Raw genomic sequence first — 21,742 nt, 5'->3', positions numbered from 1 at the left:
GGGCACGACGACCTCGTTGACGATGATCCGCGCCACCGGCGGATCGGTGGGCGTGGCGCCGGGGACGGTCACGGTGTGGTTGGCGGGAATGGGGTTGGGCACCTGGATCCCGGACAGGCCGGTCACCTTGATGTTGGACTGGGTGCCGTTGCCGACCGTCATGCAGCCGGTCGTGAAGCTGGAGATCTTGATGATCGGCCCGCCGTAGTGGCGCAGCCCGTCCATCCGGAACCGGCGGCCGGACACCTCGACCTTGGCCTGCCCGGCCGGGTCCTTCGTGCAGTCGCTGCGCCCGCTGCCGTAGGCGACGAAGTTGCGGGCCTGGGCGCCGGAGATGCTGGCCGACGGCGGGCCGCCGACCGTGCAGGACGCCAGCGGACCGATGTCCACGTCGAACGGCGGGATCTCGGAGAACGCGTAGGCCGAGCCGACGGAGCCGTGCCCGACCGGGGTGTCGGCCTGCGCGGGCGCCGGGGCGAGGGCGATCAGGCCGAGCACGGCGAGCCCCAGCGCGCCGGCCGGTCGGCGATATCGACGTCTCATGCTCTGATCCTGCGACCGATCGGGCCGGATGTGTCCGTTTGCCACTCGATTGAGGTGCGGTGATTACCCATCCGAGCGACGAGTTGACGCTGCGCATACGAGTCGCGGCGCGGTTGCCGCGGGGTCGGCCGGTACGGTCTTCGCTGTGCCGGAGACCTCCACCCGACTGCCCGAGCTGCCCGAGTTGCTGGCCGCGGCGGTGGCGGCGGTGGGTGGCACCCAGCGGCCCGGTCAGGTCCGGATGGCCGAGGCCGTTGCGCACGCGATCCGCACCGGCAACCACCTGGCGGTGCAGGCCGGGACCGGCACCGGGAAGTCGCTGGCCTACCTGGTGCCCGCGCTGCGGCACGCGGTCGAGCGCGACGCGACCGTGGTGGTGTCCACGGCGACGATCGCGTTGCAGCGCCAGCTGGTCGACCGCGACCTGCCCCGCCTGGCCACGGCGCTGACCGGTCCGCTCGGCCGGGCCCCGAGGTTCGCCATCCTCAAGGGGCGGCGCAACTACCTGTGCCTGCACCGGTTGGACACCGGCGCCCCGGAGGAGCCGGAGGACGCCGCGCTGTTCGATCCGTTCGCGGTGTCCCGGCTCGGCCGCGAGGTGACCCGGTTGCGGGAGTGGGCGAAGGACACCGAGACCGGGGACCGCGACGAGCTGGTTCCCGGCGTGACCGAGCAGGCCTGGCGCCAGGTCTCGGTGTCGGCACGGGAATGCCTCGGTCTGGCTCGGTGTCCGAAAGGGACGGACTGCTTCGCCGAGCGGGCAAGGGCCGAGGCCGGGCGGGTGGACCTCGTGGTGACCAACCACGCGCTGCTGGCCATCGACGCGCTGCAGGGCTACCAGGTGCTGCCCGAGCACGACCTGGTGATCGTGGACGAGGCGCACGACCTGGTGGACCGGGTCACCTCGGTGGCCACCGCCGAGCTCGGCGCCGCGGCCGTCACCGCGGCCGCGCGCCGGTGCGGGCGCCTGATCGACCAGGAGATCGCCGACCGGCTGGCCGAGGCGGCCGACGGGTACGCGCTGGTGCTCGACGACCTGACGCCCGGCCGGATCGACGCCCTGCCGGCCGCCGCGAGCGGGGCGCTGCGGGCGGTGCGGGACGCGGCGCACGCGTGCATCGCCAAGCTGGGTCCGGATCGCCCGGTGGACGTCGAGGTGGCGACGTCGCGCAAGCTGGCGCTGTCCCTGCTGGAGGAGGTACACGACACGGCGGTCCGGCTGCTGGAGGCGTTCGACGCCGACACCGGGCACCGGCGCGACGTGGTGTGGCTGTCCGGCGGCGACACGGGTTCCGGGCCGCCGCGGCCGCCGCAGCTGAAGGTCGCGCCGCTGGCCGTGGCCGGGCTGCTGCGGGAGCGGTTGTTCAGCACCTGCACGACCGTGCTCACCTCGGCGACGCTGACCCTCGGCGGCACGTTCGACGCGATGGCCCGGCAGTGGGGCCTGCCGGCCGAGCAGGGCGATGGCGGCAAGGTGGCCGGGGCGGCGACCGACAAGGCACTGCCCACAGACAGTCCACAGTGGACTGGACTGGACGTCGGCTCGCCGTTCGAGCACGAGCGGCACGGGATCCTGTACGTGGCAAGGCATCTGCCGCCGCCGGGGCGCGACGGGCTTCCACCGTCCTATCTGGACGAACTGCGAGAGCTGATCGAGGCGGCCGGCGGGCGCACGCTCGGGCTGTTCTCCTCGATGCGGGCCGCCAAGCAGGCCACCGAGGAGCTGCGCAAGCGCGTGTCGGTCCCGATCCTGTGCCAGGGCGACGACGCCACGGCGCTGCTGGTGACCCGGTTCGCCGAGGACCCGGCCACCTGCCTGTTCGGCACGCTGTCGCTGTGGCAGGGGGTGGACGTGCCCGGCTCGTCGCTGCAACTGGTGGTGGTGGACCGGATCCCGTTCCCGCGCCCGGACGACCCGCTCGCCTCGGCCCGGCAGCGCGCGGTGGAAGCCAGGGGCGGCAACGGGTTCCTGACCGTGGCGGCCACCCACGCCGCGCTGCTGCTGGCCCAGGGCACCGGGCGGCTGCTGCGCTCGACCAGCGACCGCGGAGTGGTCGCGATCCTCGACCCGCGGCTGGCCACCGCCCGCTACGGCGCCTTCCTGCGCGCCTCGCTGCCCCGCTACTGGACCACGTTCGACCCGGAGGTCGTGCGCGGAGCCCTGCGGCGGCTGAACGACGCGGCGGCAAAGTAGACAAAACCCCCCGTTTGGCCGTTGCCCGTGATCGCGTAACCCGAAAGGGTGACTCCTGGCACTACCGCCCGCCTGATCTGGCCGCCGTGCTCGTCGGGGATGCGTGGGGGCCCGGCGCCGCCAGGACTCGGCGCACCCGGACCAGGAGGTACATCCATGCCACGACGCGCGGGCCGAAGACTGGCCCTTGCCGCCGCGTTGACGATCATCGGAAGTGGGCTCGCCCCGGTCGGGGCCTCCGCCGCCGCGCCGGCGCCGAGCGAGCCAAGGATCACCACCGCCGCCGCGTTCGACGTCTCGCCGCCGCTGCGCGAGCTGGCCACCGCAACCGTGCCCGGCACGGCGGGGGTGACCGGCGCCGAGCGTGCCGAACGCGGCGCGGTCCCGTCCGACAAGGGTTTCCAGGGCGACGGCGCGGTGCGCGGCGCCGCCACCGACCGCCGGGCCCAGGACCCGCTCGAGCAGATCTCGCCGCCGCGGATCAACTTCGAGGGCGTCGCGAACTCCGCGAACCCGACGCTGATCTCACCGCCCGACCCGGACGGCGACGTCGGGCCGAACCACTACGTGCAGGTGGTCAACGTCCAGTACTCCGTGTACACCAAGACCGGGCTGCGGCTGGTGGGCCCGGCGCAGATCGGCACGCTGTTCGCCGGCTTCCCGATCGAGGACTGCACCGGGTTCAACGGCGACCCGATCGTGCTGCACGACCAGGCCGCCGACCGGTGGCTGATCACCCAGTTCACCGTGGACGGCCCGGAGTTCTGGAACTGCGTGGCCATCTCCACCACCCCGGACCCGACCGGCACCTACTTCCGGTACGCGTTCTCCACCGGGCCGAACTTCCCCGACTACCCGAAGTACGGCGTCTACCCGGACAGCTACTTCATCTCCACCCGCGAGTTCGCCCCGGACGACAGCTTCTTCGGCATCGGCGCGTACGCGCTGGAGAAGCAGCGGATGCTCGCCGGCGACCCGAACGCGCGGGCGCTGAGCTTCGTGCTGCCGCCGGGCGATGCGCCGTACCTGACCGGCGACGGCCTGCTGCCGACCGACTGGGACGGCCCGCGCCCGCCGCGCCGCGGCACCCCGAACTGGTTCGTCGGCACGATGGACGACGGCGGCCCGTACGGCGCGCCGTTCGATGCGCTCAACGTGTTCGAGTTCAATGTGGACTGGCGGCCGACGCCCCGGGCGACGTTCGGGCTGGCGGCGCAGATTCCGGTGGCCTCCTTCGACTCGATCTTCCCGTGCAACCCGCCGCCGGACACCCGGGACTGCATCCCGCAGCCCGGCACCGCCAACAAGCTGGACATCCTGTCGTACCGGCAGCGGCCGACCTGGCGCCTGGCGTACCGCAACTTCGGCACCTACGAGTCGCTGGTCACCAACCAGTCGGTCGAGGCGCGCCCCGGCGAGGCCGGCGTCCGCTGGTACGAGCTGCGCCGCCCGCGCGGCGCGGCCGCGCCGAGCCTGTTCCAGCAGGGCACGTTCGCCCCTGGTGACGGGGTGCACCGGTGGATGGGCAGCATCGCCCAGGACAAGAACGGCAACCTCGCCCTCGGCTACAGCGTCTCCAACGGCACCGACGTCTTCCCCGGCATCCGCTACACCGGCCGCCTCGCAGGCGACCCCGCCGGCACCATGGCCCGCGGCGAGCAAACCCTGATCAACGGCTCCGGCGTCCAGCTCGTCAGCTCCCGCTGGGGCGACTACACCGCCCTGCACGTCGACCCGGTCGACGACTGCACCTTCTGGTACACCAACGAATACTTCGCCACCTCGTCCAACAACGGCTGGCAGACCAGGATCGGCTCGTTCAAGTTCCCTAGCTGCCGCTTCTGACCCGAAATGCCGCGACCGCCGGGACTGGGTCTTCCGGTCCCGGCGGCTCCGGTGCGTCCGCACTGCTCGGGATTCGGGATCGATGCGGTTCGCGGGTTGCCGATACCGTTCGGACCATGACGTTCGACCGGATCACAACCGATCCAGATGTGATGGGTGGCGTGCCCTGCATTCGCGGCATGCGGATACCCGTCGCCACGGTTGTGGCCATGGTCGCCGATGGCATGACCACCGACGAGATCATTTCCGATCTCCCGGACCTGACCCCCGAGGACGTCGCCGAGGCCCTGCGATACGCGGCCGAGGCCTTCCAGGAACGTGAGCTGCCGCTGAGGCACTCCGCGTGAGGTTCTTGGTCGACAACAACCTCTCATTCAAGATCGCGTTACTCCTCAACAATACTTGTCACGATGCGGTTCATGTGCGGGACTACGCGCCACCGACGGCGCCCGACGACCTGATCATGGAGCTGCCCGGACCCAGGATCGTGTTGTGATCTCGGCTGACACGGACTTCGGCACCTTGCTCGCCAGGCAGGCCGCCACGTCACCGTCCGTGCTTCTGGTACGCCGTCTGGTTGGTCGGCGGGTTGCCGAGATGGGCGGGATCATCCTTGCCGATCTGGACGTGGTCGCCGAGGACTTGAAGGCTGGCGCCATCGTGGTGGTCACCGAGGACTCGATCCGCATACGCCGCCTGCCCGTGCTTCCGCGTAGAGCGGTGGGCTTTTAGTAGATCCGGTGTGTTGGCCTCTGGCGTTGGCGTGTTGGCGCCTGGCGTTGCTGTGTTGGCACGTCACGATGTCCCCGCACCGCGCCGGTGGCCAACACGGCGACGTGAGCGGCCAACACGCCGGCCAGGTGACACGCCGGGGCGGGAATCCCGGTCCCGGCCGTTTCACTGCGATCATGCGGCTACTCACAGTTACAGGGGAGCGCCGCGTGAATGGGAATCGGAAGCCGCCGTTCTTGCGCCGCCGGTTGGGCAACCGGCTGCGAGCCATGCGCGACAGCGCGGGGATGAGCCTGGAGGAGGCCGCGCCGCGGCTGGACCTGACCCGCTCGTCGCTGCACCGCATCGAGTCCGGCGCGACCAGGGCGAGTGTGCACGTGATCCGGTCGATGATGGATCTCTACGACTGTTACGAGGACGACCTCTTGGACCAGGCCCGGGAAGCTGTCAAACCCCGCTGGTTCCACCGCTACCCATCAGTCAACATGGGTTATATCGACGTGGAAACCGAGGCATGCCTGGTCCGCGAGTTCTCCGGGTTCTACGTCCCTGGCCTGCTGCAGACCGAGTCCTATATCCGCGCGCTGTTCGACCGCTCCCCACTGAGCCGCACCACGAAGGTGCGGGAAGATCAGGTGACTGTGCGGCTGATCCGCCAGCGCCGACTCATCGACGAGGACTACCCGCTGGAATTGGTGGCGATCGTCGACGAGGCGGCCCTACGCCGGGAGGTTGGAGGCGCCGAGGTGATGCGCGGCCAGCTCGAGCACCTGATCATGTCCGCGGAACTGCCGACCGTGACCCTTCAGGTACTGCCGATGCGCGACGGTGCACACAGTGCGATGGTCGGCGGGTTCACGCTGCTGAGCTTTCCCGAGGACTACAACCCGGAGCTGCTCTACGTCGAGCATGTTGGCGGCGCGCTGCACATCGAGGATGAGCCCACACTGCAGACGGCTAGACTCGTGTTCGACCGGCTCCGCACCCAGGCGCTCGGCCCGGCCGACTCGGTAACCCTCATCGAGCGGGTACTCGCGGAGTTCGATGATCGATGACGAGCGAGGCGATCACCATGTCCACTGTGGACATTTCGCGGCTGGTGTGGCGCAAGAGCCGCCGGAGCGGCCAAGGCAACGAGAGCAACTGCGTCGAGGTCGCGTTTGCTGGGGTGGCGGTGGCCGTGCGCGACTCCAAGAGCCCGAAGGCCGGCGCCCTCGCTTTCCCCAGCGCTAGCTGGCACCGCTTCCTTCGCCGGGGATAGGGATCTCCAGGTTGAGCACGACCGTGCCGGTGGCGTCGGTGGCGAGCAGGGTCAGGCGTTCGAAGTCTTCCGAGCCGGCGGAGCCGCCGGTTCGGCGGTAACCGGTGCCGTGCTCGTCGCGATGTTCCCAGGCGAGTTCCTGTAGCGGCGAGGAAACGGGTGCCCCGGTGGGTCGCAGTCTGGCACCGGAAAAGTGTTGGCGGTGTGTCTGTCGCGGCTCGTAGGGTCCGCCGCGTGACGACCGTGCTGTGCGTTCCACAGTGGCAGGGATCGGGTTTGGGCGACTCGCCGCGGCTCGCGGTGGGCGCCCGACGGACCGTCGAGCTGGTTCCGGCCGACGCCCAGGCGCCGATCGCCGCCGCCCGCGCCCGGCACGGCGAAGCGCTGACGGTCCTGTGGATCGACGCACACCCGGACCTGTGCACGCCGCAGACCCTGCGGTCGGGCTCGTTCCACGGGATGGTGCTGCGTACGCTGCTCGGCGACGGGCCGGCTCCGCTCGTTCCGGAGCAGCCGCTGACGGCATCCGGCGGTACGGCGTCGAGGACCTCGAAAAAGCGTTCGATGGTCTGACCGGCCCGGTGTACGTCCACATCGATCTCGACGTCCTGGAACCCACGTTGTTCGGCTCGCTCGGTTATCCCCGAACCGGATGGGGTGCCCCCGCAGCGGCTGGTCGCCGCTAGCCGCACGCTCACTCATGACGAGCGGTGCGATCGCTCCACTATGGACGACTCCCGGCTGACCTGGCGCGAGAGCAACCGCAGCGTTCGTCCGCACAACTCCTGACCTGCAATCAGAAGGGGCGCCGGGTTGGGCGCCCCTTCTGTGATTCCCTAGCGGCTTATGGTGATCGCCACCAGAGCCAGGACGGCCAGCTGGCCGATGCTCGTGGACGCCATTGCCCACACCGGGTAGTTGGCCGGCACCACGATGAACGTGAGCGCCGGACCGGTGGTGGCTCCGATCACCACGAACAGGCAGGCAACCACCTGGAGCAGCGAGAACAGCTGTCGCGGAGCGGCAGTGACTCTGACCCGCATGTCCGACTTCTCAATGGTTACCTGCGCCTGGTGGGTGGGCTCGTCATCCGAACCCGCTTCTTCTTCGAAGGGCTCGGGCGCGCCCGGCCCCTCTGGTGGCACACCCATCGGGGTGTTCCCTTTCCTCCCCAGACCAGTGAACCCACGGCGTGAGCCCATCGCGCTGGGGGACCTCTGGTTCCCTCGGATCACGCCGGCTCGCGCACTCCCCCGAGACGCCAGCCGGCAGCGATGGGTCCGAGCACACCCCCACGTTGGTAGCTCGACACCTTGCGCAGGCAACACGCCCATCCGCGCCGGGAAACAGAGGTCAGATCTCTTGGTCTCCTCTCGGCTCCTCGGTGAGAGCATACCGCCCTGATGGCTGTTTCGCAGCAAAAAGCTGCCTATATGATGCCTTGTGTGTCAGACTGGTGGGGATGCAGGAGGGAGAACACCACACAGTGTCGGCGGGTGACGAGGTACCGCTCCGGCCCACCACGGTCGATCGCATCACGGTCGCGTTGATCGCCGAGGCGGCCGAGGCGATGAGCAAGCTCCAGGCGCGGACCGGGCTGAAGAAAGTTGACATCGTCAACCGGGCGTTGGCGATCTATGAGTTCATCGACGCCGAGATGCGCGCCGGTAACCAGGTTCTGCTGCGCGGTCCCGACGGGCGCGAGCAGCTTGTTAAGATCTTCTAGGGAATCTGGGCGATGACGGTGACGGTGCCGGGGGCGATCTCGGTGAAGCCGGCGTCGCGGACGGCGACGAGTCGGCGGCTGGCCCAGGCGGCCGCCGGGTCGTTGCCGGGATGGAGATCGGCCCACTGGCGCGGGATGGGAGTGCGGACGGCGCACCGGCAGTCCATTGTGGACCAACTGGTCAGCTGGTCGACTTGGTTGTCGGCGTGGAGGAGGGCGGCCAGGAGCATGGTGGCGTGGCCGACCTGGGCGGCGGCCTTGCCGGCGCTCATCTCCACGGTGGGGTTGAGCCAGAGGACGGGGACGCCGGGCGGCGCCGGGCCGGGGTCGTCGAGTTCCAGCTCGCTGCCGGAGATCTGGAGGCGGGTGACCTCCTTGGGGGCGTCGACGACCCGACCCGGGACGAGGGCGCGGACCTGAGCACCGTCCACTTCGGACGTTATGCCCGGGAGATCCTGGACGGCGTGCCAGTGGGCGCCGCGGGCGCGGCGGGCCACCTTGCGGATGCGGTGGCCGATCCAGGCGGCGACGTCGTCGTGCCACTCGCCACCGGGTTCGGCGCGGGGGTCGAGGCAGACGGCGACGGCGGCCGCGGCGGCGGCTTCAAGCAGGGCGGTGCGGGTGGGGGGATCCGCGCGCTCGATGCGCAGGATCAGGGGCATGGCCCGGACCTTGGCGGGGTCCTCCTCGTCGGTGACGGCGGTCGCGGCGGCGGGCAGGCGCAGCCAGGAGGCATAGCGGGCGGCAAGGGGCTCGAGGACGGCGGTCATATCCGGGCGCCGCCGAGGCCGTCGGCGGCGTCGGCGGCCTCCACCTCGGCGCGGGTCACGCCGAGGACGAACAGGACCACGTCGAGGTATGGGTGGGACAGGGCGGTGTCGGCCACCTCGCGCAGGGCCGGCTTGGCGTTGAAGGCCACGCCGAGGCCGGCCGTGGACAGCATGTCGATGTCGTTGGCGCCGTCGCCGATCGCCACGCACTGGGCGAGCGGGACGGCGGACTGGGCGGCGAACCGGCGCAGCGCGGCGGCCTTGCCCGGCCGGTCGACGATGTCGCCGACGACGCGGCCGGTGAGCTTGCCGTCGACGATCTCCAGCTCGTTGGCCGCGCTGAAGTCCAGGCCGAGGTCCTCCACCAGCCGGGAGATCACCCGGGTGAAGCCGCCGGAGACCACGCCGCAGCGGAACCCGAGGCGCTTGAGCGTCCGGATCGTGGTCCGGGCGCCCGGGGTCAGCGTGAGCGAGTCGGCCACCTCGTCGAGCACGGTCTCCGGAACGCCGGCCAGCAGGGCGACCCGGCGCTCGAGCGACTCGGTGAAGTCGACCTCGCCGCGCATGGCCGCCTCGGTGATCTCGCGGACCCGGTCCTCGGCGCCCGCCCTGGCGGCCAGCATCTCGATCACCTCGCCCTGGATGAGCGTGGAGTCGACGTCGAAGACCACCAGCCGCTTGGCGCGCCGGGTGAGTCCCTCCCGCTCGACGGCGATGTCCAGGCCGACCCGGCCGGAGACCTCGACCAGCGCGGAGCGCAGCTCGGCGTCGGCCGCCTGGGTGTCCTGTGCGACCGACACGCGCAGCTCCAGGCCGGTCACCGGATAGTCGGCCACCCGCCGGATCGCGTCGATGTTCACCCCCAGGGCGGCCAGGCGCCGGGCCACCTCGGTGAACGCCTTGGCGGTGATCGGGTGGCCGAGCACGACCAGCACGTGGCTGGAGCCCACCCTGGCCGGAGAGACCGGGTCGGCGCCCACCTCGACCTCGACCCGCATGGCCACGGTGGCCATGGCCTGCTCGACCGCCTCCTGCAGCCCCTCCGGGTCGTGGTCGGTGCCGACCAGCACCCCGAGCACGAGCTGGCCGCGGATGACCACCTGCTCGACGTCGATGATGTCCACCCCGTGCCGGGTGAGCACGGCGAACAGGACAGAGGACACGCCGGGCTTGTCCGGGCCGGTGACCGTGATCAGAACGGGGGTGCTATTGCTGACTCTTGGCCCTGCCACGTTCCTGCGGCTCCAGGATCAGTTCGGCTTGGACGGATCGCCCTTGGTGATCTCCTCCGGCTGGATCGCGCCGGCCAGCACCTCGGACGGCGCCGGCTTGTTGCCGTGCGCGAACGGCCCGGTGTACTTCTCGGCCTCCCACTTCTCCACCATGTGCGGATAGTGCAGGTCGAACGCCGGCCGCTCGGAGCGGATCCTCGGCAGCTCGGTGAAGTTGTGCCGGGGCGGTGGCGTGGGGGTGGCCCACTCGAGCGAGGCGCCGTAGCCCCACGGGTCGTCGGCGTCGGTGGTCTCGCCGTAGCGGTAGCTCTTGAAGACGTTGTAGATGAACGGCAGCGTCGACGCGCCGAGGATGTAGGCGCCGATCGTGGAGATCGTGTTCAGCGTGGTGAACCCGTCGCCCGGCAGGTAGTCGATGTAGCGGCGCGGCATGCCCTCGTTGCCCACCCAGTGCTGCACCAGGAACGTGCCGTGGAAGCCGAGGAACGTCAGCCAGAAGTGCAGCTTGCCGAGCGACTCGTCGAGGAACCGGCCGGTGAACTTGGGGAACCAGAAGTAGATGCCGGCGAACGTGGCGAACACGATCGTGCCGTACAGCACGTAGTGGAAGTGGGCCACCACGAAGTAGGTGTCGGCCACGTGGAAGTCGATCGCCGGGGCGGCCAGCAGGATGCCGGTCAGCCCGCCGAACAGGAAGGTGACCAGGAAGCCGACGGCGAACAGCATCGGGGTCTCGAAGGTCAGCGAGCCCTTCCACATCGTGCCGATCCAGTTGAAGAACTTCACGCCGGTCGGCACCGCGATGAGGAACGTCATGATGGCGAAGAACGGCAGCAGCACCGCGCCGGTGGCGTACATGTGGTGCGCCCACACGGCCACCGACAGCGCGGCGATGGCCAGGGTGGCGTAGACCAGGCCGCGGTAGCCGAACAGCGGCTTGCGGCTGAACACCGGGATGACCTCGCTGATGATCCCGAAGAACGGCAGCGCGACGATGTAGACCTCGGGATGGCCGAAGAACCAGAACAGGTGCTGCCAGAGGATCACGCCGCCGTTGGCCGGGTCGAACACGTGCGCGCCGAACTGCCGGTCGACGAACAGCCCGAGCAGGGCCGCGGCCAGGATCGGGAAGGCGATCAGCACCAGGATGCTGGTGATCATGATGTTCCAGGTGAAGATCGGCATCCGGAACATCGTCATGCCGGGCGCCCGCAGGCAGATCACCGTGGTCAGCATGTTGACGCCGCCGAGGATGGTGCCGAGACCGGACAGCACCAGGCCGACGATCCACAGGTCGGCGCCGACACCCGGCGAGTGGATCTTGTCGGACAGCGGGGTGTAGGCGAACCAGCCGAAGTCCGCGGCGCCGCCCGGAGTCAGGAAGCCGGCCACGACGATCGTGCCGCCGAACGCGAACAGCCAGAAGGCCAGCGCGTTGAGCCGGGGGAACGCCACGTCCGGGGCGCCGATCTGGATGGGCAGCACCAGGTTGGCGAACCCGAACAGGATCGGCGTGGCGTACAGCAGCAGCATGATCGTGCCGTGCATGGTGAACAGCTGGTTGTACTGCTCGGCCGACAGGAACTGCTGCCCGGGACGGGCCAGCTCGGACCGCATGAGCATGGCCATCGCGCCGCCGATCATGAAGAAGGCGAACGAGGTGACCGTGTACATGACGCCGATCCGCTTGGGATCGGTTGTCCAGAACAGGGAGAGCAGGGATGAACCCTTGACCGTCTCGCGCACCGGGAATGGCCGCGTGGCGATCGGCTTCGGGGCTACTGCCGTCACTCCTGCCTCCTTGCTCTACGACTCCTAGGGGATCGTAGCCGGCACGTGGACGGTCGACGCGGCTGGGCCCGCGCGGCGCGAGTCACACTGTACGCCGGTGCTACCCCAGGTCAGAGAGCTTGCGATGATCGATTCATGGATGTGGGGGATGCGGTGCCGGCGGCCGTCGCGGTGGCCGGCCGGTACGGGGTGCGGTGCACCGATCCGGTGGTGCTGCACGTCGGCAGCAACGTGCTGGTGCACCTGCGTCCGGCGCCGGTGGTGGCCAGGGTGGCGAACCTGGTTGCCGAGCTCCGGCCCGGCGTGGCCACCTGGTTCGCCCGCGATCTCGCGCTGTCGAGCTACCTGGCGGACCGGGGTGTGCCGGTTGTGCGGCCAAGCGCCGACCCGCCGGCCGGGCCGCACGAGCACGGCGGGCTGGTGCTGTCCTTCTGGACCCACGTACCGCACGACCCGCACCGGCGACCGACGCCGGCGGAGGTCGGCCGGGCGCTCGGCGGGTTGCACGCGGCGCTGCGCGGGTACACCGGCCCGCTGCCCGAGGAGGGGCCGATCGGAGATCTGCGGCAGGTGCTCGACCTGCTGGAGCGGGACGGTGTGCTGGCCGGTGCGCGGCTGGCGAAGCTGCGGGCCGAGGGTGCGCGGCTGGCCGGCGAGGTGCTGGCGTTGCCGAAGCAGGCGTTACACGGCGACGCCCATCCGGGAAACCTGCTGGCCACCCCGGATGGGTTGCTGTGGAACGACTTCGAGGACACCTGGCGGGGTCCGCCGGCGTGGGACCTGGCTTGCTTGGCGAACACGAAGTTGATGGACGGCCGGGCGGCGCTGGCGCATTACCCGGACCCGCCACCGGACCGGGAGATCGAGGTGTGCCTCGAGTTGCGCCGGCTGTTCGGGGTCGGCTGGAGGTTGCTCACGACTTCGGCAGCACGGCGTACTGGCGCAGGCAGAGGTCGGGGTAGGTGACCGGGCCGCGGGGACCGGGGACCTTGTCGATGTTGATGCCGGTCTCCGGGACGCCGAGCAGCTTGAAGCCGTCGAGCAGCCGGGTGGTGGCGTTCCAGAACACGCCGGTGCCGGTGTAGGCGGTCATGAACTCCTCGGCGGCCCCGCGGTCCTCGGTGACGATGCCCGCGGCTAGGCCGGAGGTCTCCTCGTTGGCCAGCCGGGCGGCGTCGAGCCCGCCGTCGACCGGGGCGACGGTCACGGTGGCCTCGCGCTCGGGGTCCAGCGCCCACTCGTAGCCGATGGCGTGGTCGTGCGGAGGAAGCGACGGGCGGACCCCGGCCGCGCGCAGGGTGTCCAGAATGGACGGTAGGGCGGACTCGTAGTGGGAGCGGTGGATGAGCAGCAGGTTGAGCCGGTTGCAGACGCCGAGCCGGTCGAGGCCGGCGGTGATCAGCTCGCGGGCCTTGTCGAGGTCGGCCGCGGCGTCGACGTAGAGGACTCCCCCGCCGTCGGCGTGGGCCAGCGTGCGCACGCCGTGCTTGGCGGCCAGCAGGCTCAGCTCGCGGGTGCTGTCGCCGCTGCCGCGCAGGATGACGAGGGGCACCAGGTTGGGCAGCCGGACCAGCGCGCCCGCGGCGGCCCGGTCGGCGCTGGGCACCAGCCGGATCACCGCCGGGTCGATGTCCACATCGGACAGCGCGGGCGCGACCACCTCGGCGATGAGCGTGGCGGCCGAGCGCAGCGCGGCGGACCCGGTGCGCAGCACGCCCGCGTTGCGGGACTTGATCAGCTGCGAGGCCACGTCGACGGTGACGTTCGGGCGGGCCTCGTAGTTGGCGCCGATCACGCCGACCGGGCGGCGCCGCTCCACCAGGCGCAGGCCGCCGGCGAGCTCGCCGATCGGCCGTTCGCGCTCGGGATGCGGCGCGCCGGCGAGCAACCGGAGCTGCTCGGCCATCCCGAGGAGACGGTCCTCGGTGATCCGTAGCCGGTCGAGCAGGCCGGCGCTCATGCCGCTCTCCTCGGCGGCCGCGACGTCCTCGGCGTTGGCGGCCAGCACCGCCGTGCGCGCCGACGACAGCCGCGCGGCCATCTCCCCAAGCGCCGCGTCCACCGCCTCGTCGGTGGCCCTGGCCAGCTCGGGGGCGGCCCGCTTGGCGGCGGCCGCACAGGCGGTCACGGCTTCCATCACGTCGGCCTGGGTGTCCAGCGCGGTCATGCGTGCCAGTCTGCCGCATGCCTTCAGGCGAGTAGCCAGCCGCCGGCCAGGACCAGCGATCCGATCCCGATCAGGGCGAACGAGCCGACCCAGAAGAAGCCGGGCGCCCCGGTGAGCCGGGCCAGCTGGTCGGCGTCGGAGTACGGCGCGCGGCCGCGGCGGCGCTTGCGCTGCAGCTCGCCGACCGGGCGCAGGCCGCCGATCAGCAGGAACCAGGTGATCAGCTGCGCGAACGCGGCCTGCACCGGCCCGGTGGCCAGCCAGGACACCCCGATCAGCACGCCGCCGGTGACCAGCACGGACAGCACCCCGTAGACGTTGCGCACCATGATCAGCACACCGGCCAGCAGGAGCGCGGACACCACCAGCGGTCCGTTGGCCACGCCCGCGGCCAGCATGCCGGCGAACGCCAGGCCGAGCAGCGACGGCGCCGGGTAGCCGGCCAGCGCGGTGCACACCATGCCGGGACCCTCCGGGCGGCCGCGGGACAGCGTGAGCCCGGAGGTGTCGGAGTGCAGCCGGATGCCCCGCAGCCGCCGCCCGGCCAGCACCGCGACCAGGGCGTGGCCGGCCTCGTGCACGATCGTGATCACGCCGCGGGCGAGGTACCACGTGGTCGGCAGCAGCACCACCAGCAGCGCGGCGCCCGCGGTGACCAGCCCGACCGTGTCCGCACGCATCGCACCAGGTCAGCAGATCAGCCGTGTGATCAGGGTGGGGTCCAGTCCAGCGTCGAGGTGAACGAGCGCATGGCCAGCGACGGGGGAACGAGGCGCAGCGCGGCGTTGCGCAGGGCGATCGCCACCGGGGAGGTCAGGTGCACCATCGTGTCGGCCTGGCGGGAGCGGCGGGCGACGGTCTGGGTGCGGCGCTTGCGCAGCCCGGTGTAGCGGCGCAGCGCGGTGTCCACATCGGAGTCTCCGGCGAGGACCGCGGACAGCGTGGCCGCGTCCTCGAGGGCCTGGCACGCGCCCTGGCCGAGGTTGGGGGTCATGGCGTGCGCGGCGTCGCCGAGCAGGGCCACCCGGTCGCGGACGTAGCTGTCCAGCGATGGGAGGTAGAACAGGTCGTGGCGGAGCACGGCGTCGGGCCGGGCGGCGGCGAGCAGGGCCGGGATCGGGTCGTGCCAGCCGGCGAACCGGTCCCGGAGCTCGGCCAGCTCACCGCCGGCGCTGGCCTGCCCGGCCGGCACGGTCGCGGTGGCGTAGCAGTAGACCCGGTCGCCGGACATGGGCAGCATGCCGAACACCGAGCCGGGGCCCCAGCTCTCGCCGGCGGGCAGGACCACCCCGCCCGGTACGGGAAGCACCATGCGCCATGAGGTCTGGCCGGCGTACCGGGGCGGCTCGGCGTGCGGCCAGAGCGCGGAGCGGACCGTGCTGCGCAACCCGTCCGCGCCGACCACGAGGTCCACTGTGGACTCACCGCCGTCGTGCTCGACCACCGCCCTGCCGGGTTCGGTGCGCACGCCGCGCACCCGGGTCCCGGCGCCGAGGCAGGCCGCGGGGAGCGCGTCGAGCAGGGCCGACAGCAGCTCGGCGCGGTGGAAAATGGCCGGGACGGCGTCGGTCCGGGTGGCCGGGTCGCCGCCGGCGTGGACGACCTGGCGGCCCCGCCGGTCGCGCAGCCGGGCGTCGGCCCGCACCACGCCGAGCGCCCGCACCCGCTCGCCGAGCCCGAGCGCGTCGAGCGCGCGGAAGGCGTTGGACCACAACGAGATCCCGGCGCCGACCTCGCCGAACTCGGGCGCCTGCTCGAGCACCCGGACCGACCATCCGGCCCGGAGGAGACCCACCGCTGTGGCCACCCCGCCGATCCCGCCGCCGACCACGATCGCGCTGCGCTCACCCATGGTTTCAGAAGGTTACCGGACGCTTGTTGGCCAATCGCCAATATGATGGGTCGGTGGAGAGCTACGAGGAGATCACGTACGCGGTCGACGGGAAGATCGCGACCGTGACGCTGAACCGGCCACGGGCGCGCAACGGCTACACGCTGCGGATGGCCGACGAGCTGGCCGACGCGTTCGACCGGGCCGACCTCGACGACGCGGTGCGGGTGGTGGTGTTCACCGGCGCCGGCAAGGACTTCTGCGTCGGCGCCGACCTGTCGGCCGGGTCGCTGGCGGTCACCTCGGGGCGGGTCGACACGTCCGACCCGGAGTGGAACGAGCCGGCGGGGCGCTGCTCGATGCGGATCTTCCGGATGAGCAAGCCGGTGATCGCGGCGCTGCGCGGGGCGGCCGTCGGCGCCGGGTCCACGATCATCCTGTCCGCGGACTACCGGCTGGCGGCCACCGACGCCCGGTTCGGGTTCGTGTTCAGCCGGCGCGGGATCTACCCGGAGGGCGCGTCGACGTGGTTCCTGCCGCGGCTGGTCGGCCTCGGGCGGGCGCTGGACTGGATGATCAGCGGGCGGGTGTTCGGCGCGGACGAGGCGCTGGCCGCCGGGCTGGTGCACAGCCTGCACGAGCCCGAGGACCTGCTGCCGCGCGCGTACGAGCTGGCCGACGAGCTGATCAGGAGGACCGCGCCGGTGTCGGTTGCGGTGATCCGCCAGCTGCTGTACCGGATGAGCCCGGTGGAGTCTCCGTTTCCGGTGCAGCGCCTCGACTCCCGGCTGATCGCCAGCTGCGCCGACAACCCGGACGCGGTCGAGGGCGTGCTGTCCTTCCTGCAGAAGCGCGATCCGGAGTGGACCGGACGGGTCAGCGCCGACCAGCCGGATTTCCTGCCGTGGCGGTCAGGATGACAGGTCGATGGTGTCCCCACCCGCGGTCTTGCCGTACATCTCGTCGATCTCGTGCTGGTACTTCTCGGCGATGGGCTTGCGGCGCAGCTTGAGGGTGGGGGTGAGCTCGTCGCCGCCGGGCTCCCAGACGGTGGGCAGGATGCGGAAGCGCTTGATCTGCTCCACTCGGGACAGTTGCTCGTTGCCGGCGCGCACCCCGGCGGTCACCGCCTCACGCACGGCGGGGTGGGCGGCCAGCTCGGCCGGCGAGGCGTCCTCGAGGCCGTACTGCGCGGCCAGCGCGCTCGCCGCGTCCGGGTCGAGCACGAGCAGCGCCGACACGTAGGGACGCGCGTCGCCGATGGCCACCACCGGGCCGAGCACCGAGCAGGACGCCTTGATCGTGTTCTCGATGTTGGCCGGCGACATGTTCTTGCCGGCCTCGTTGATGATGAGCTCCTTCTTGCGGTCGACGATCGTCACGTAGCCGTCGTCGTCGATGGTGGCGACGTCGCCGGTGTGCAGCCAGCCGTCGGCGTCGATCGTCTCGGCGGTCTTCTCCGGGTCGTTGCGGTAGCCGCGCATCAGGGTCGGGCCCTTGACCAGCAGCTCGCCGTCCTCGGCCAGCTTGACCTCGATGCCGGGCACGGCCTGGCCGACCGTGCCGATCTTCACCCTGCCCGGCGCCGTCGTGGTGGACAGGCCGCTGGTCTCGGACATTCCCCACACCTCGTACAGCGGAATGCCCAAGCCCCAGAAGTACTCCAGGGTCTTCGCCGAGATCGGGGCGGCGCCGGACGCGCAGATCTTCGCCCGGTCGAGTCCGAGCTTGTGGCGCAGCTTGGCCAGCACCAGCGTGTCGGCGAGACGGTGCTGCACGCCGAGCAGGGGCGGCACCGACCGGTCGGCCAGCTTGAGCCGGGCCACCTTGGCGCCAACCCCGATGGCCCAGTCGGCGATGGCGCGCTTGGCCGGCGAGCGCTCGGCGGCCAGCGCGGTGTCGATGGCCGACTTGAACTTCTCCCACACCCGGGGCACCCCGAAGAACAGGTGCGGCCGGGTGTCCGGTAGCCCCTCGGCCAGCTTGCGCGGGTCGTCGAGGCAGGTGGTCTCGGCGCCGAACAGCATCATCGAGTAGTGCGAGGTGACCCGGTCGGCGATGTGCGCGGCCGGCAGGTACGACAGGATCCGCCAGCCGGACTCCAGGCGGAACATGTCCTCGAGGGCCTTGGCCTCCACCGTGATGTTGTGGTGGGTCAGCTCGACGCCCTTGGGCGGGCCGGTGGTCCCCGAGGTGTAGATGATCGTGGCCAGGTCGTCGGGCTCGACCGCGCGCCACGCGGCGTCGAAGTCGAAGTCCGGATCCGGGTCGGCCTCGAGGTCGGCGAGCGTGGTGGCGCCCGCGGCCTCACCGTCGACGCTGATGATGTGCTCGACCTTGCCGCCCACCTCACGGATCCGCGGCACGAACTGCTTCTCGGTGAGCACAACGCGGTTGCCGGCGTTGTCGAACAGGTACCTGATCTGCTCCGGCGCCGACGTGTTGTACACCGAGAACGGGGTGGCGCCCAGGTGCAGCGCCGCCGAGTCGCACAGGTGGAACTCGGGCCGGTTGGTCATCATCAGCGCGACCGTGTCGCCCCGCCGCACGCCGATCCTGGACAGGCCCGCGGCGATGGCGCGCACCCGCCGGTCGTACTCCCGCCACGTGATCGACACGGTGTCGCCCGGGGTGCGCAGCGCCACCGCGTCCGGCATCTCGGCCACCCTGGCCTGGAACGCCTCGCACAGGCTGATCTTCTTGGCCGAATCCTGCGTGCTCATCGAATCACTCCACCCGCCGCCGAAGGTTGACGCGATCGTAAAGCAGGCTTTACCGGCAGTCCACGGCCCGGCGGCGGGTGGGTTTCAGCGTGCTCAGGCCACGGCCAGGTGGTCGCGGCGGGACAGCTGGCGGAAGGTGCGGCGCAGATACACCAGCGGGTCGGCGTGGCCGGTGCGGACCCGGACCACCTCGGCGATCAGCATGACGTGGTCGCCGGCCGGCACCACGTTGCTGGTGCGGCACTCCATGCGCACGGCGACGTCGCCGAGCAGCGGGACGTCGTCGAGCCCGCGCTCCACGGCCAGGCCGTCGAAGTCGCCGGCGTCACGGCAGCCGAAGCGCCGGGCCACGTCCTCCTGGCCGGTGCGCAGCACGTGCACGGCGAACGCATCCGCCGCGGTGAACGCCGGCCGGCACCGGTGCTCCCTGGCCAGGCACACCGACACCAGCGGCGGCCGGACCGACACCGCGCTGAACGAGTCGGCCGTGCAGCCCCACCACCAGCCGTCCTGGTCGGCCGTCGTTACCACCGCGATGCCGGTCGGCCACTGGGCCATCGCGTCGCTCACCGAGGCCGGGTACACCGTCGAGATCATGACGCCACCGCCCGTCGCTCCACCGTGGCCGGCGCCCGCACGCCGGGTGCGTAGCAGTGGCTGGCCGCGTGACGCTCGGCCTCGCGGGCCACCACCGCCGGGTCCGCGCTGGCGCAGAACACCTGCGTGGCCCCGGCCAGAATCGCGGCGTTGAGGTATTCCTGCCGGTAGCTGGGCATGGCGGTCAGCGCGACCGCGTCGGCGGACAGCCCATGCGTCCGGCCGATCCGCGCCGCCTCCACCTTCAGGCTGTGGTGGCAGCGCTCGGCGCCCTTGGCGTAGCCGGCGCCGTCCGGGCCGAGCGTGATCGCGCCGAGCTCGTTCTCGTCCCGGTCGCGCGGCTCGACGAGCAGATCACCCCGGCCGGCGAGCTCGGCGCAGGTCAGCGGGCTCGGCTCGGCGGTCGGGCGGTCCAGCAGCAGCACGTGCTCGAGCTGATCGAGCCGGGCCAGCGCCGGCCGGGCCCGGTCGTAGGTGTCCCGCGAGAGCACGGCGGCCCTTGCGCCAAGCGACACCAGCAGCCGCACGAGCACCTCGGCGCCGATCCGGGGGTTGATCGGCGCGATCACGTTTCCGCTGCGCGCCACGGCGTAGTAGGCGATCGCGAACTGCACCCCGGGCACGGCGGAGACCGCCACGACCGAGTGGTCGCCGCCGAGCAGGTCCCGGAATCCCGATGCCAGCCGGGAGATCCGACGGTCCAGCTCGGCGAACGTGACCGCCTCCCCGGCGCCGACCAGTGCCGTGCGGGTGGGCCACCTGGCGGCGGCCCGTGACGGCAGGACGTCGACGGACCCGACCGGTAGGCCCGCGTGCTCCGCCGCCGGAAGAGCTAATCGTGTGATGGTTGACGTGTTCATGGTCCCTCTCCCCAGGGATATGTCTGAGGCACGGTCACGTTGCCGACCCACTCCCTCGTCCCGTGTCGGGTGGTCCGAAGTCCTCAGCTCCGCCATTGATCGGCTCCCTCCGGTTGGCGGTGCCGCATTGGCTATGGCTGTGAGTTTCCTCACCTCGTCTTGAGGTGCTCTCGAACCCGGATTGACTTCTGGCTGACATCCCGGTCAAGCCTCGGTCTCATCGCCCGCCGGACGCGGTACAACATCCCATTGCCCCGCGGACGCCCAGGTCAGGACCCGTCCTGGAATCAATGAACCGGAACTCAGCCAGGGCTCGACTCGACCCGGACCTCGCCGTTGACCGGTTGTTGACCGGCCTTCGATCGGGGTTGCACACGCTGCAAGGGAACGCATGGCGCAGCCAGTGCAAGGAGTGTCAGCCATGGCGACGCCCATCCGCCGCAGGACGACGGTGCTGACCGTCGACACCGGGCCGACGCACCGGCCCCGCTTCTACCTGCTCATGATCGGCCGACACGGATCCGCCCCGACCGTGCGCAAGGAGCTACTCATTCCCGACGGCGACGAGCTCCGAACCGTCCACCGCCACGACACCCCACCCGACACCGAACCCCAGCCCCGCCCCGACACCCAGCCCGCCACCACAGACCTCCCCCACGCCGCCTAGAGCCCCGTGACTTCCGTGCCTACCAACGAAAAACCCCAGGGAACCGCCACGGCACCCAGCCACGATCCACCCGACACCCGCACTATCCGCCGGGACGCAACGACAGCAGTCAGTCCCGGAGAGGCGGAACAGTCCAGGTGTCGCGGCCGCGGAGCAGGGCCTGCAGGTCGGGCGGGCGGGTTTCGCGGGCCCTGGCCACCTGGGCGCGTGCCTTGTCGTCGTAGGTGGGACGGGAGACCTGGCGGAAGATCCCCGTGACGGTGTACGAGAGGTCCTGTGTGGACAGTCGGGACAGGGCGAAGGCGTAGCTGGGGTCGTCCATCGTCACGTCGTGCTTGACCACCGCGTCGTCACCGACGTCCTCGATCCGGCCGACGTCCAACCCGGCGAACCCGGTGCGGATCACGCCGAGCTCGTCGTCCGCCGGGCCGAACCGGATCGGTTGGCCGTGCACGAGGGGGATGAGCCGGCGCTCGCGCTCGCCGGCCTCCTTGAGCACGTCGAAGGCGCCGTCGTTGAAGATGGGGCAGTTCTGGTAGATCTCCACGAACGCGCTGCCCCGGTGCTGGGCGGCCGCGGAGAGGATCTCGGTCAGCTGCGCCCGGTCGGAGTCGAGGGTGCGGGCGACGAAGGTCGCCTCGGCGCCGATGGCCAGGGAGATCGGGTTGAACGGGTGGTCGAGGGAGCCCATCGGGGTGGACTTGGTGACCTTGCCCTCCTCCGAGGTGGGCGAGTACTGGCCCTTGGTCAGCCCGTAGATGCGGTTGTTGAACAGCAGGATCTTGAGGTTGACGTTGCGGCGC

General features: G+C 71.0%; 23 protein-coding genes and 1 pseudogene. 12 read left to right on the top strand and 12 right to left on the bottom strand.

The window, feature by feature from the left end:
* Positions 1 to 543: hypothetical protein (locus VGX25_RS21435; RefSeq protein ID WP_326919644.1), on the bottom strand; the 543-nt coding region annotated here is incomplete at its 3' end.
* A 145-nt stretch (positions 544 to 688) separates the two neighbouring features.
* On the opposite strand from VGX25_RS21435, the gene VGX25_RS21430 reads away from it, so the two are divergent.
* The 8 genes and pseudogenes from VGX25_RS21430 (at position 689) to VGX25_RS21400 (ending at position 7,148) form a co-directional block, all read left to right on the top strand.
* Positions 689 to 2,737 (top strand): ATP-dependent DNA helicase, encoded by a 2,049-nt coding sequence (locus VGX25_RS21430; protein ID WP_326919643.1) that lies wholly within the window; start codon positions 689 to 691, stop codon positions 2,735 to 2,737.
* A gap of 156 nt (positions 2,738 to 2,893) precedes the next feature.
* Positions 2,894 to 4,582, top strand: a complete 1,689-nt coding sequence (locus VGX25_RS21425) for a hypothetical protein (RefSeq protein WP_326919642.1) — start codon at positions 2,894 to 2,896, stop codon at positions 4,580 to 4,582.
* Between the two features lie 116 nt (positions 4,583 to 4,698).
* Positions 4,699 to 4,929, top strand: coding sequence for a DUF433 domain-containing protein (locus VGX25_RS21420; protein WP_326919641.1), 231 nt, complete (start codon positions 4,699 to 4,701; stop codon positions 4,927 to 4,929).
* A pseudogene (locus tag VGX25_RS35740) lies at positions 4,926 to 5,039 on the top strand (DUF5615 family PIN-like protein); the annotation flags it as partial. The gene VGX25_RS21420 and the pseudogene VGX25_RS35740, both read left to right, overlap by 4 nt.
* Positions 4,985 to 5,314 carry a DUF5615 family PIN-like protein gene (locus VGX25_RS21415; protein ID WP_326919640.1) on the top strand — a complete coding sequence of 110 codons (330 nt, stop codon included), beginning with the start codon at positions 4,985 to 4,987 and terminating at the stop codon, positions 5,312 to 5,314. The pseudogene VGX25_RS35740 and the gene VGX25_RS21415, both read left to right, overlap by 55 nt.
* Positions 5,315 to 5,523: 209 nt before the next feature.
* On the top strand, positions 5,524 to 6,369 hold the full coding sequence (locus VGX25_RS21410) for a helix-turn-helix transcriptional regulator (RefSeq protein WP_326919639.1): 846 nt from the start codon (positions 5,524 to 5,526) through the stop codon (positions 6,367 to 6,369).
* Positions 6,366 to 6,575 carry a DUF397 domain-containing protein gene (locus VGX25_RS21405; protein ID WP_326919638.1) on the top strand — a complete coding sequence of 70 codons (210 nt, stop codon included), beginning with the start codon at positions 6,366 to 6,368 and terminating at the stop codon, positions 6,573 to 6,575. The genes VGX25_RS21410 and VGX25_RS21405 overlap by 4 nt, the downstream gene beginning before the upstream one ends.
* Positions 6,576 to 6,809: 234 nt before the next feature.
* Positions 6,810 to 7,148: an arginase family protein gene (locus VGX25_RS21400; protein ID WP_326919637.1), complete on the top strand. Its 339-nt coding sequence runs from the start codon at positions 6,810 to 6,812 to the stop codon at positions 7,146 to 7,148.
* Positions 7,149 to 7,411: 263 nt separating this feature from the next.
* Here the strand turns inward: VGX25_RS21400 and VGX25_RS21395 are convergent, their stop codons facing one another.
* Positions 7,412 to 7,726, bottom strand: coding sequence for a hypothetical protein (locus VGX25_RS21395; protein ID WP_326919636.1), 315 nt, complete (start codon positions 7,724 to 7,726; stop codon positions 7,412 to 7,414).
* 335 nt (positions 7,727 to 8,061) lie between these two features.
* Here VGX25_RS21395 and VGX25_RS21390 point away from each other — a divergent pair, with 335 nt between their 5' ends.
* Complete coding sequence (locus VGX25_RS21390) at positions 8,062 to 8,301, top strand: hypothetical protein (RefSeq protein WP_326919635.1); 240 nt, start codon at positions 8,062 to 8,064, stop codon at positions 8,299 to 8,301.
* Here the strand turns inward: VGX25_RS21390 and VGX25_RS21385 are convergent.
* The 3 genes from VGX25_RS21385 to ctaD are packed head-to-tail and all read right to left on the bottom strand — an operon-like array spanning position 8,298 to position 12,094.
* Complete coding sequence (locus VGX25_RS21385; RefSeq protein ID WP_326919634.1) at positions 8,298 to 9,071, bottom strand: peptidyl-tRNA hydrolase; 774 nt, start codon at positions 9,069 to 9,071, stop codon at positions 8,298 to 8,300. The two genes, VGX25_RS21390 and VGX25_RS21385, sit on opposite strands and share 4 nt — an antisense overlap.
* Entirely contained in the window at positions 9,068 to 10,303 is a 1,236-nt protein-coding gene (serB, locus tag VGX25_RS21380; RefSeq protein ID WP_326919633.1) for a phosphoserine phosphatase SerB, read from the bottom strand. The genes VGX25_RS21385 and serB overlap by 4 nt, the downstream gene beginning before the upstream one ends.
* 18 nt (positions 10,304 to 10,321) lie before the next feature.
* Entirely contained in the window at positions 10,322 to 12,094 is a 1,773-nt protein-coding gene (ctaD, locus tag VGX25_RS21375; RefSeq protein WP_326919632.1) for a cytochrome c oxidase subunit I, read from the bottom strand.
* 135 nt (positions 12,095 to 12,229) lie between these two features.
* On the opposite strand from ctaD, the gene VGX25_RS21370 reads away from it, so the two are divergent.
* The gene (locus VGX25_RS21370; RefSeq protein WP_326919631.1) at positions 12,230 to 13,060 is read left to right on the top strand and encodes a phosphotransferase enzyme family protein; all 831 of its coding nucleotides are present in this window, start codon (positions 12,230 to 12,232) and stop codon (positions 13,058 to 13,060) included.
* Here VGX25_RS21370 and VGX25_RS21365 read toward each other — a convergent pair.
* From VGX25_RS21365 to VGX25_RS21355, 3 genes are read right to left on the bottom strand one after another with little or no spacing between them, the layout of a single operon-like run.
* Positions 13,008 to 14,261, bottom strand: a complete 1,254-nt coding sequence (locus VGX25_RS21365; RefSeq protein ID WP_326919630.1) for an aldehyde dehydrogenase family protein — start codon at positions 14,259 to 14,261, stop codon at positions 13,008 to 13,010. The genes VGX25_RS21370 and VGX25_RS21365 overlap by 53 nt on opposite strands.
* A 23-nt stretch (positions 14,262 to 14,284) precedes the next feature.
* The gene (locus tag VGX25_RS21360) at positions 14,285 to 14,941 is read right to left on the bottom strand and encodes a M50 family metallopeptidase (RefSeq protein WP_326919629.1); all 657 of its coding nucleotides are present in this window, start codon (positions 14,939 to 14,941) and stop codon (positions 14,285 to 14,287) included.
* 29 nt (positions 14,942 to 14,970) lie between these two features.
* Complete coding sequence (locus tag VGX25_RS21355) at positions 14,971 to 16,113, bottom strand: FAD-dependent monooxygenase (RefSeq protein ID WP_326919628.1); 1,143 nt, start codon at positions 16,111 to 16,113, stop codon at positions 14,971 to 14,973.
* A gap of 53 nt (positions 16,114 to 16,166) precedes the next feature.
* On the opposite strand from VGX25_RS21355, the gene VGX25_RS21350 reads away from it, so the two are divergent.
* Positions 16,167 to 17,012, top strand: a complete 846-nt coding sequence (locus tag VGX25_RS21350; RefSeq protein ID WP_326919627.1) for an enoyl-CoA hydratase-related protein — start codon at positions 16,167 to 16,169, stop codon at positions 17,010 to 17,012.
* On the opposite strand, the gene VGX25_RS21345 is transcribed toward VGX25_RS21350, so the two are convergent.
* From VGX25_RS21345 to VGX25_RS21335, 3 genes are all read right to left on the bottom strand, one after another.
* Positions 17,004 to 18,815, bottom strand: a complete 1,812-nt coding sequence (locus VGX25_RS21345) for a long-chain fatty acid--CoA ligase (protein WP_326919626.1) — start codon at positions 18,813 to 18,815, stop codon at positions 17,004 to 17,006. The two genes, VGX25_RS21350 and VGX25_RS21345, sit on opposite strands and share 9 nt — an antisense overlap.
* A 93-nt stretch (positions 18,816 to 18,908) precedes the next feature.
* Positions 18,909 to 19,412: a flavin reductase family protein gene (locus tag VGX25_RS21340; RefSeq protein WP_326919625.1), complete on the bottom strand. Its 504-nt coding sequence runs from the start codon at positions 19,410 to 19,412 to the stop codon at positions 18,909 to 18,911.
* On the bottom strand, positions 19,409 to 20,272 hold the full coding sequence (locus tag VGX25_RS21335) for a class I adenylate-forming enzyme family protein (protein ID WP_326919624.1): 864 nt from the start codon (positions 20,270 to 20,272) through the stop codon (positions 19,409 to 19,411). The genes VGX25_RS21340 and VGX25_RS21335 overlap by 4 nt, the downstream gene beginning before the upstream one ends.
* Positions 20,273 to 20,693: 421 nt before the next feature.
* Here VGX25_RS21335 and VGX25_RS21330 point away from each other — a divergent pair, with 421 nt between their 5' ends.
* Positions 20,694 to 20,939: a hypothetical protein gene (locus VGX25_RS21330; protein ID WP_326919623.1), complete on the top strand. Its 246-nt coding sequence runs from the start codon at positions 20,694 to 20,696 to the stop codon at positions 20,937 to 20,939.
* A gap of 109 nt (positions 20,940 to 21,048) precedes the next feature.
* On the opposite strand, the gene VGX25_RS21325 is transcribed toward VGX25_RS21330, so the two are convergent.
* The coding region (locus VGX25_RS21325) for a thiamine pyrophosphate-dependent enzyme (protein ID WP_326919622.1) at positions 21,049 to 21,742 on the bottom strand (694 nt) is incomplete at its 5' end.

Source organism: Actinophytocola sp., from assembly GCF_035942955.1.
In the GTDB taxonomy this organism is placed as follows: Bacteria; Actinomycetota; Actinomycetes; order Mycobacteriales; family Pseudonocardiaceae; genus DASYTH01.
This window is presented reverse-complemented; position numbering and strand designations above follow the sequence as displayed.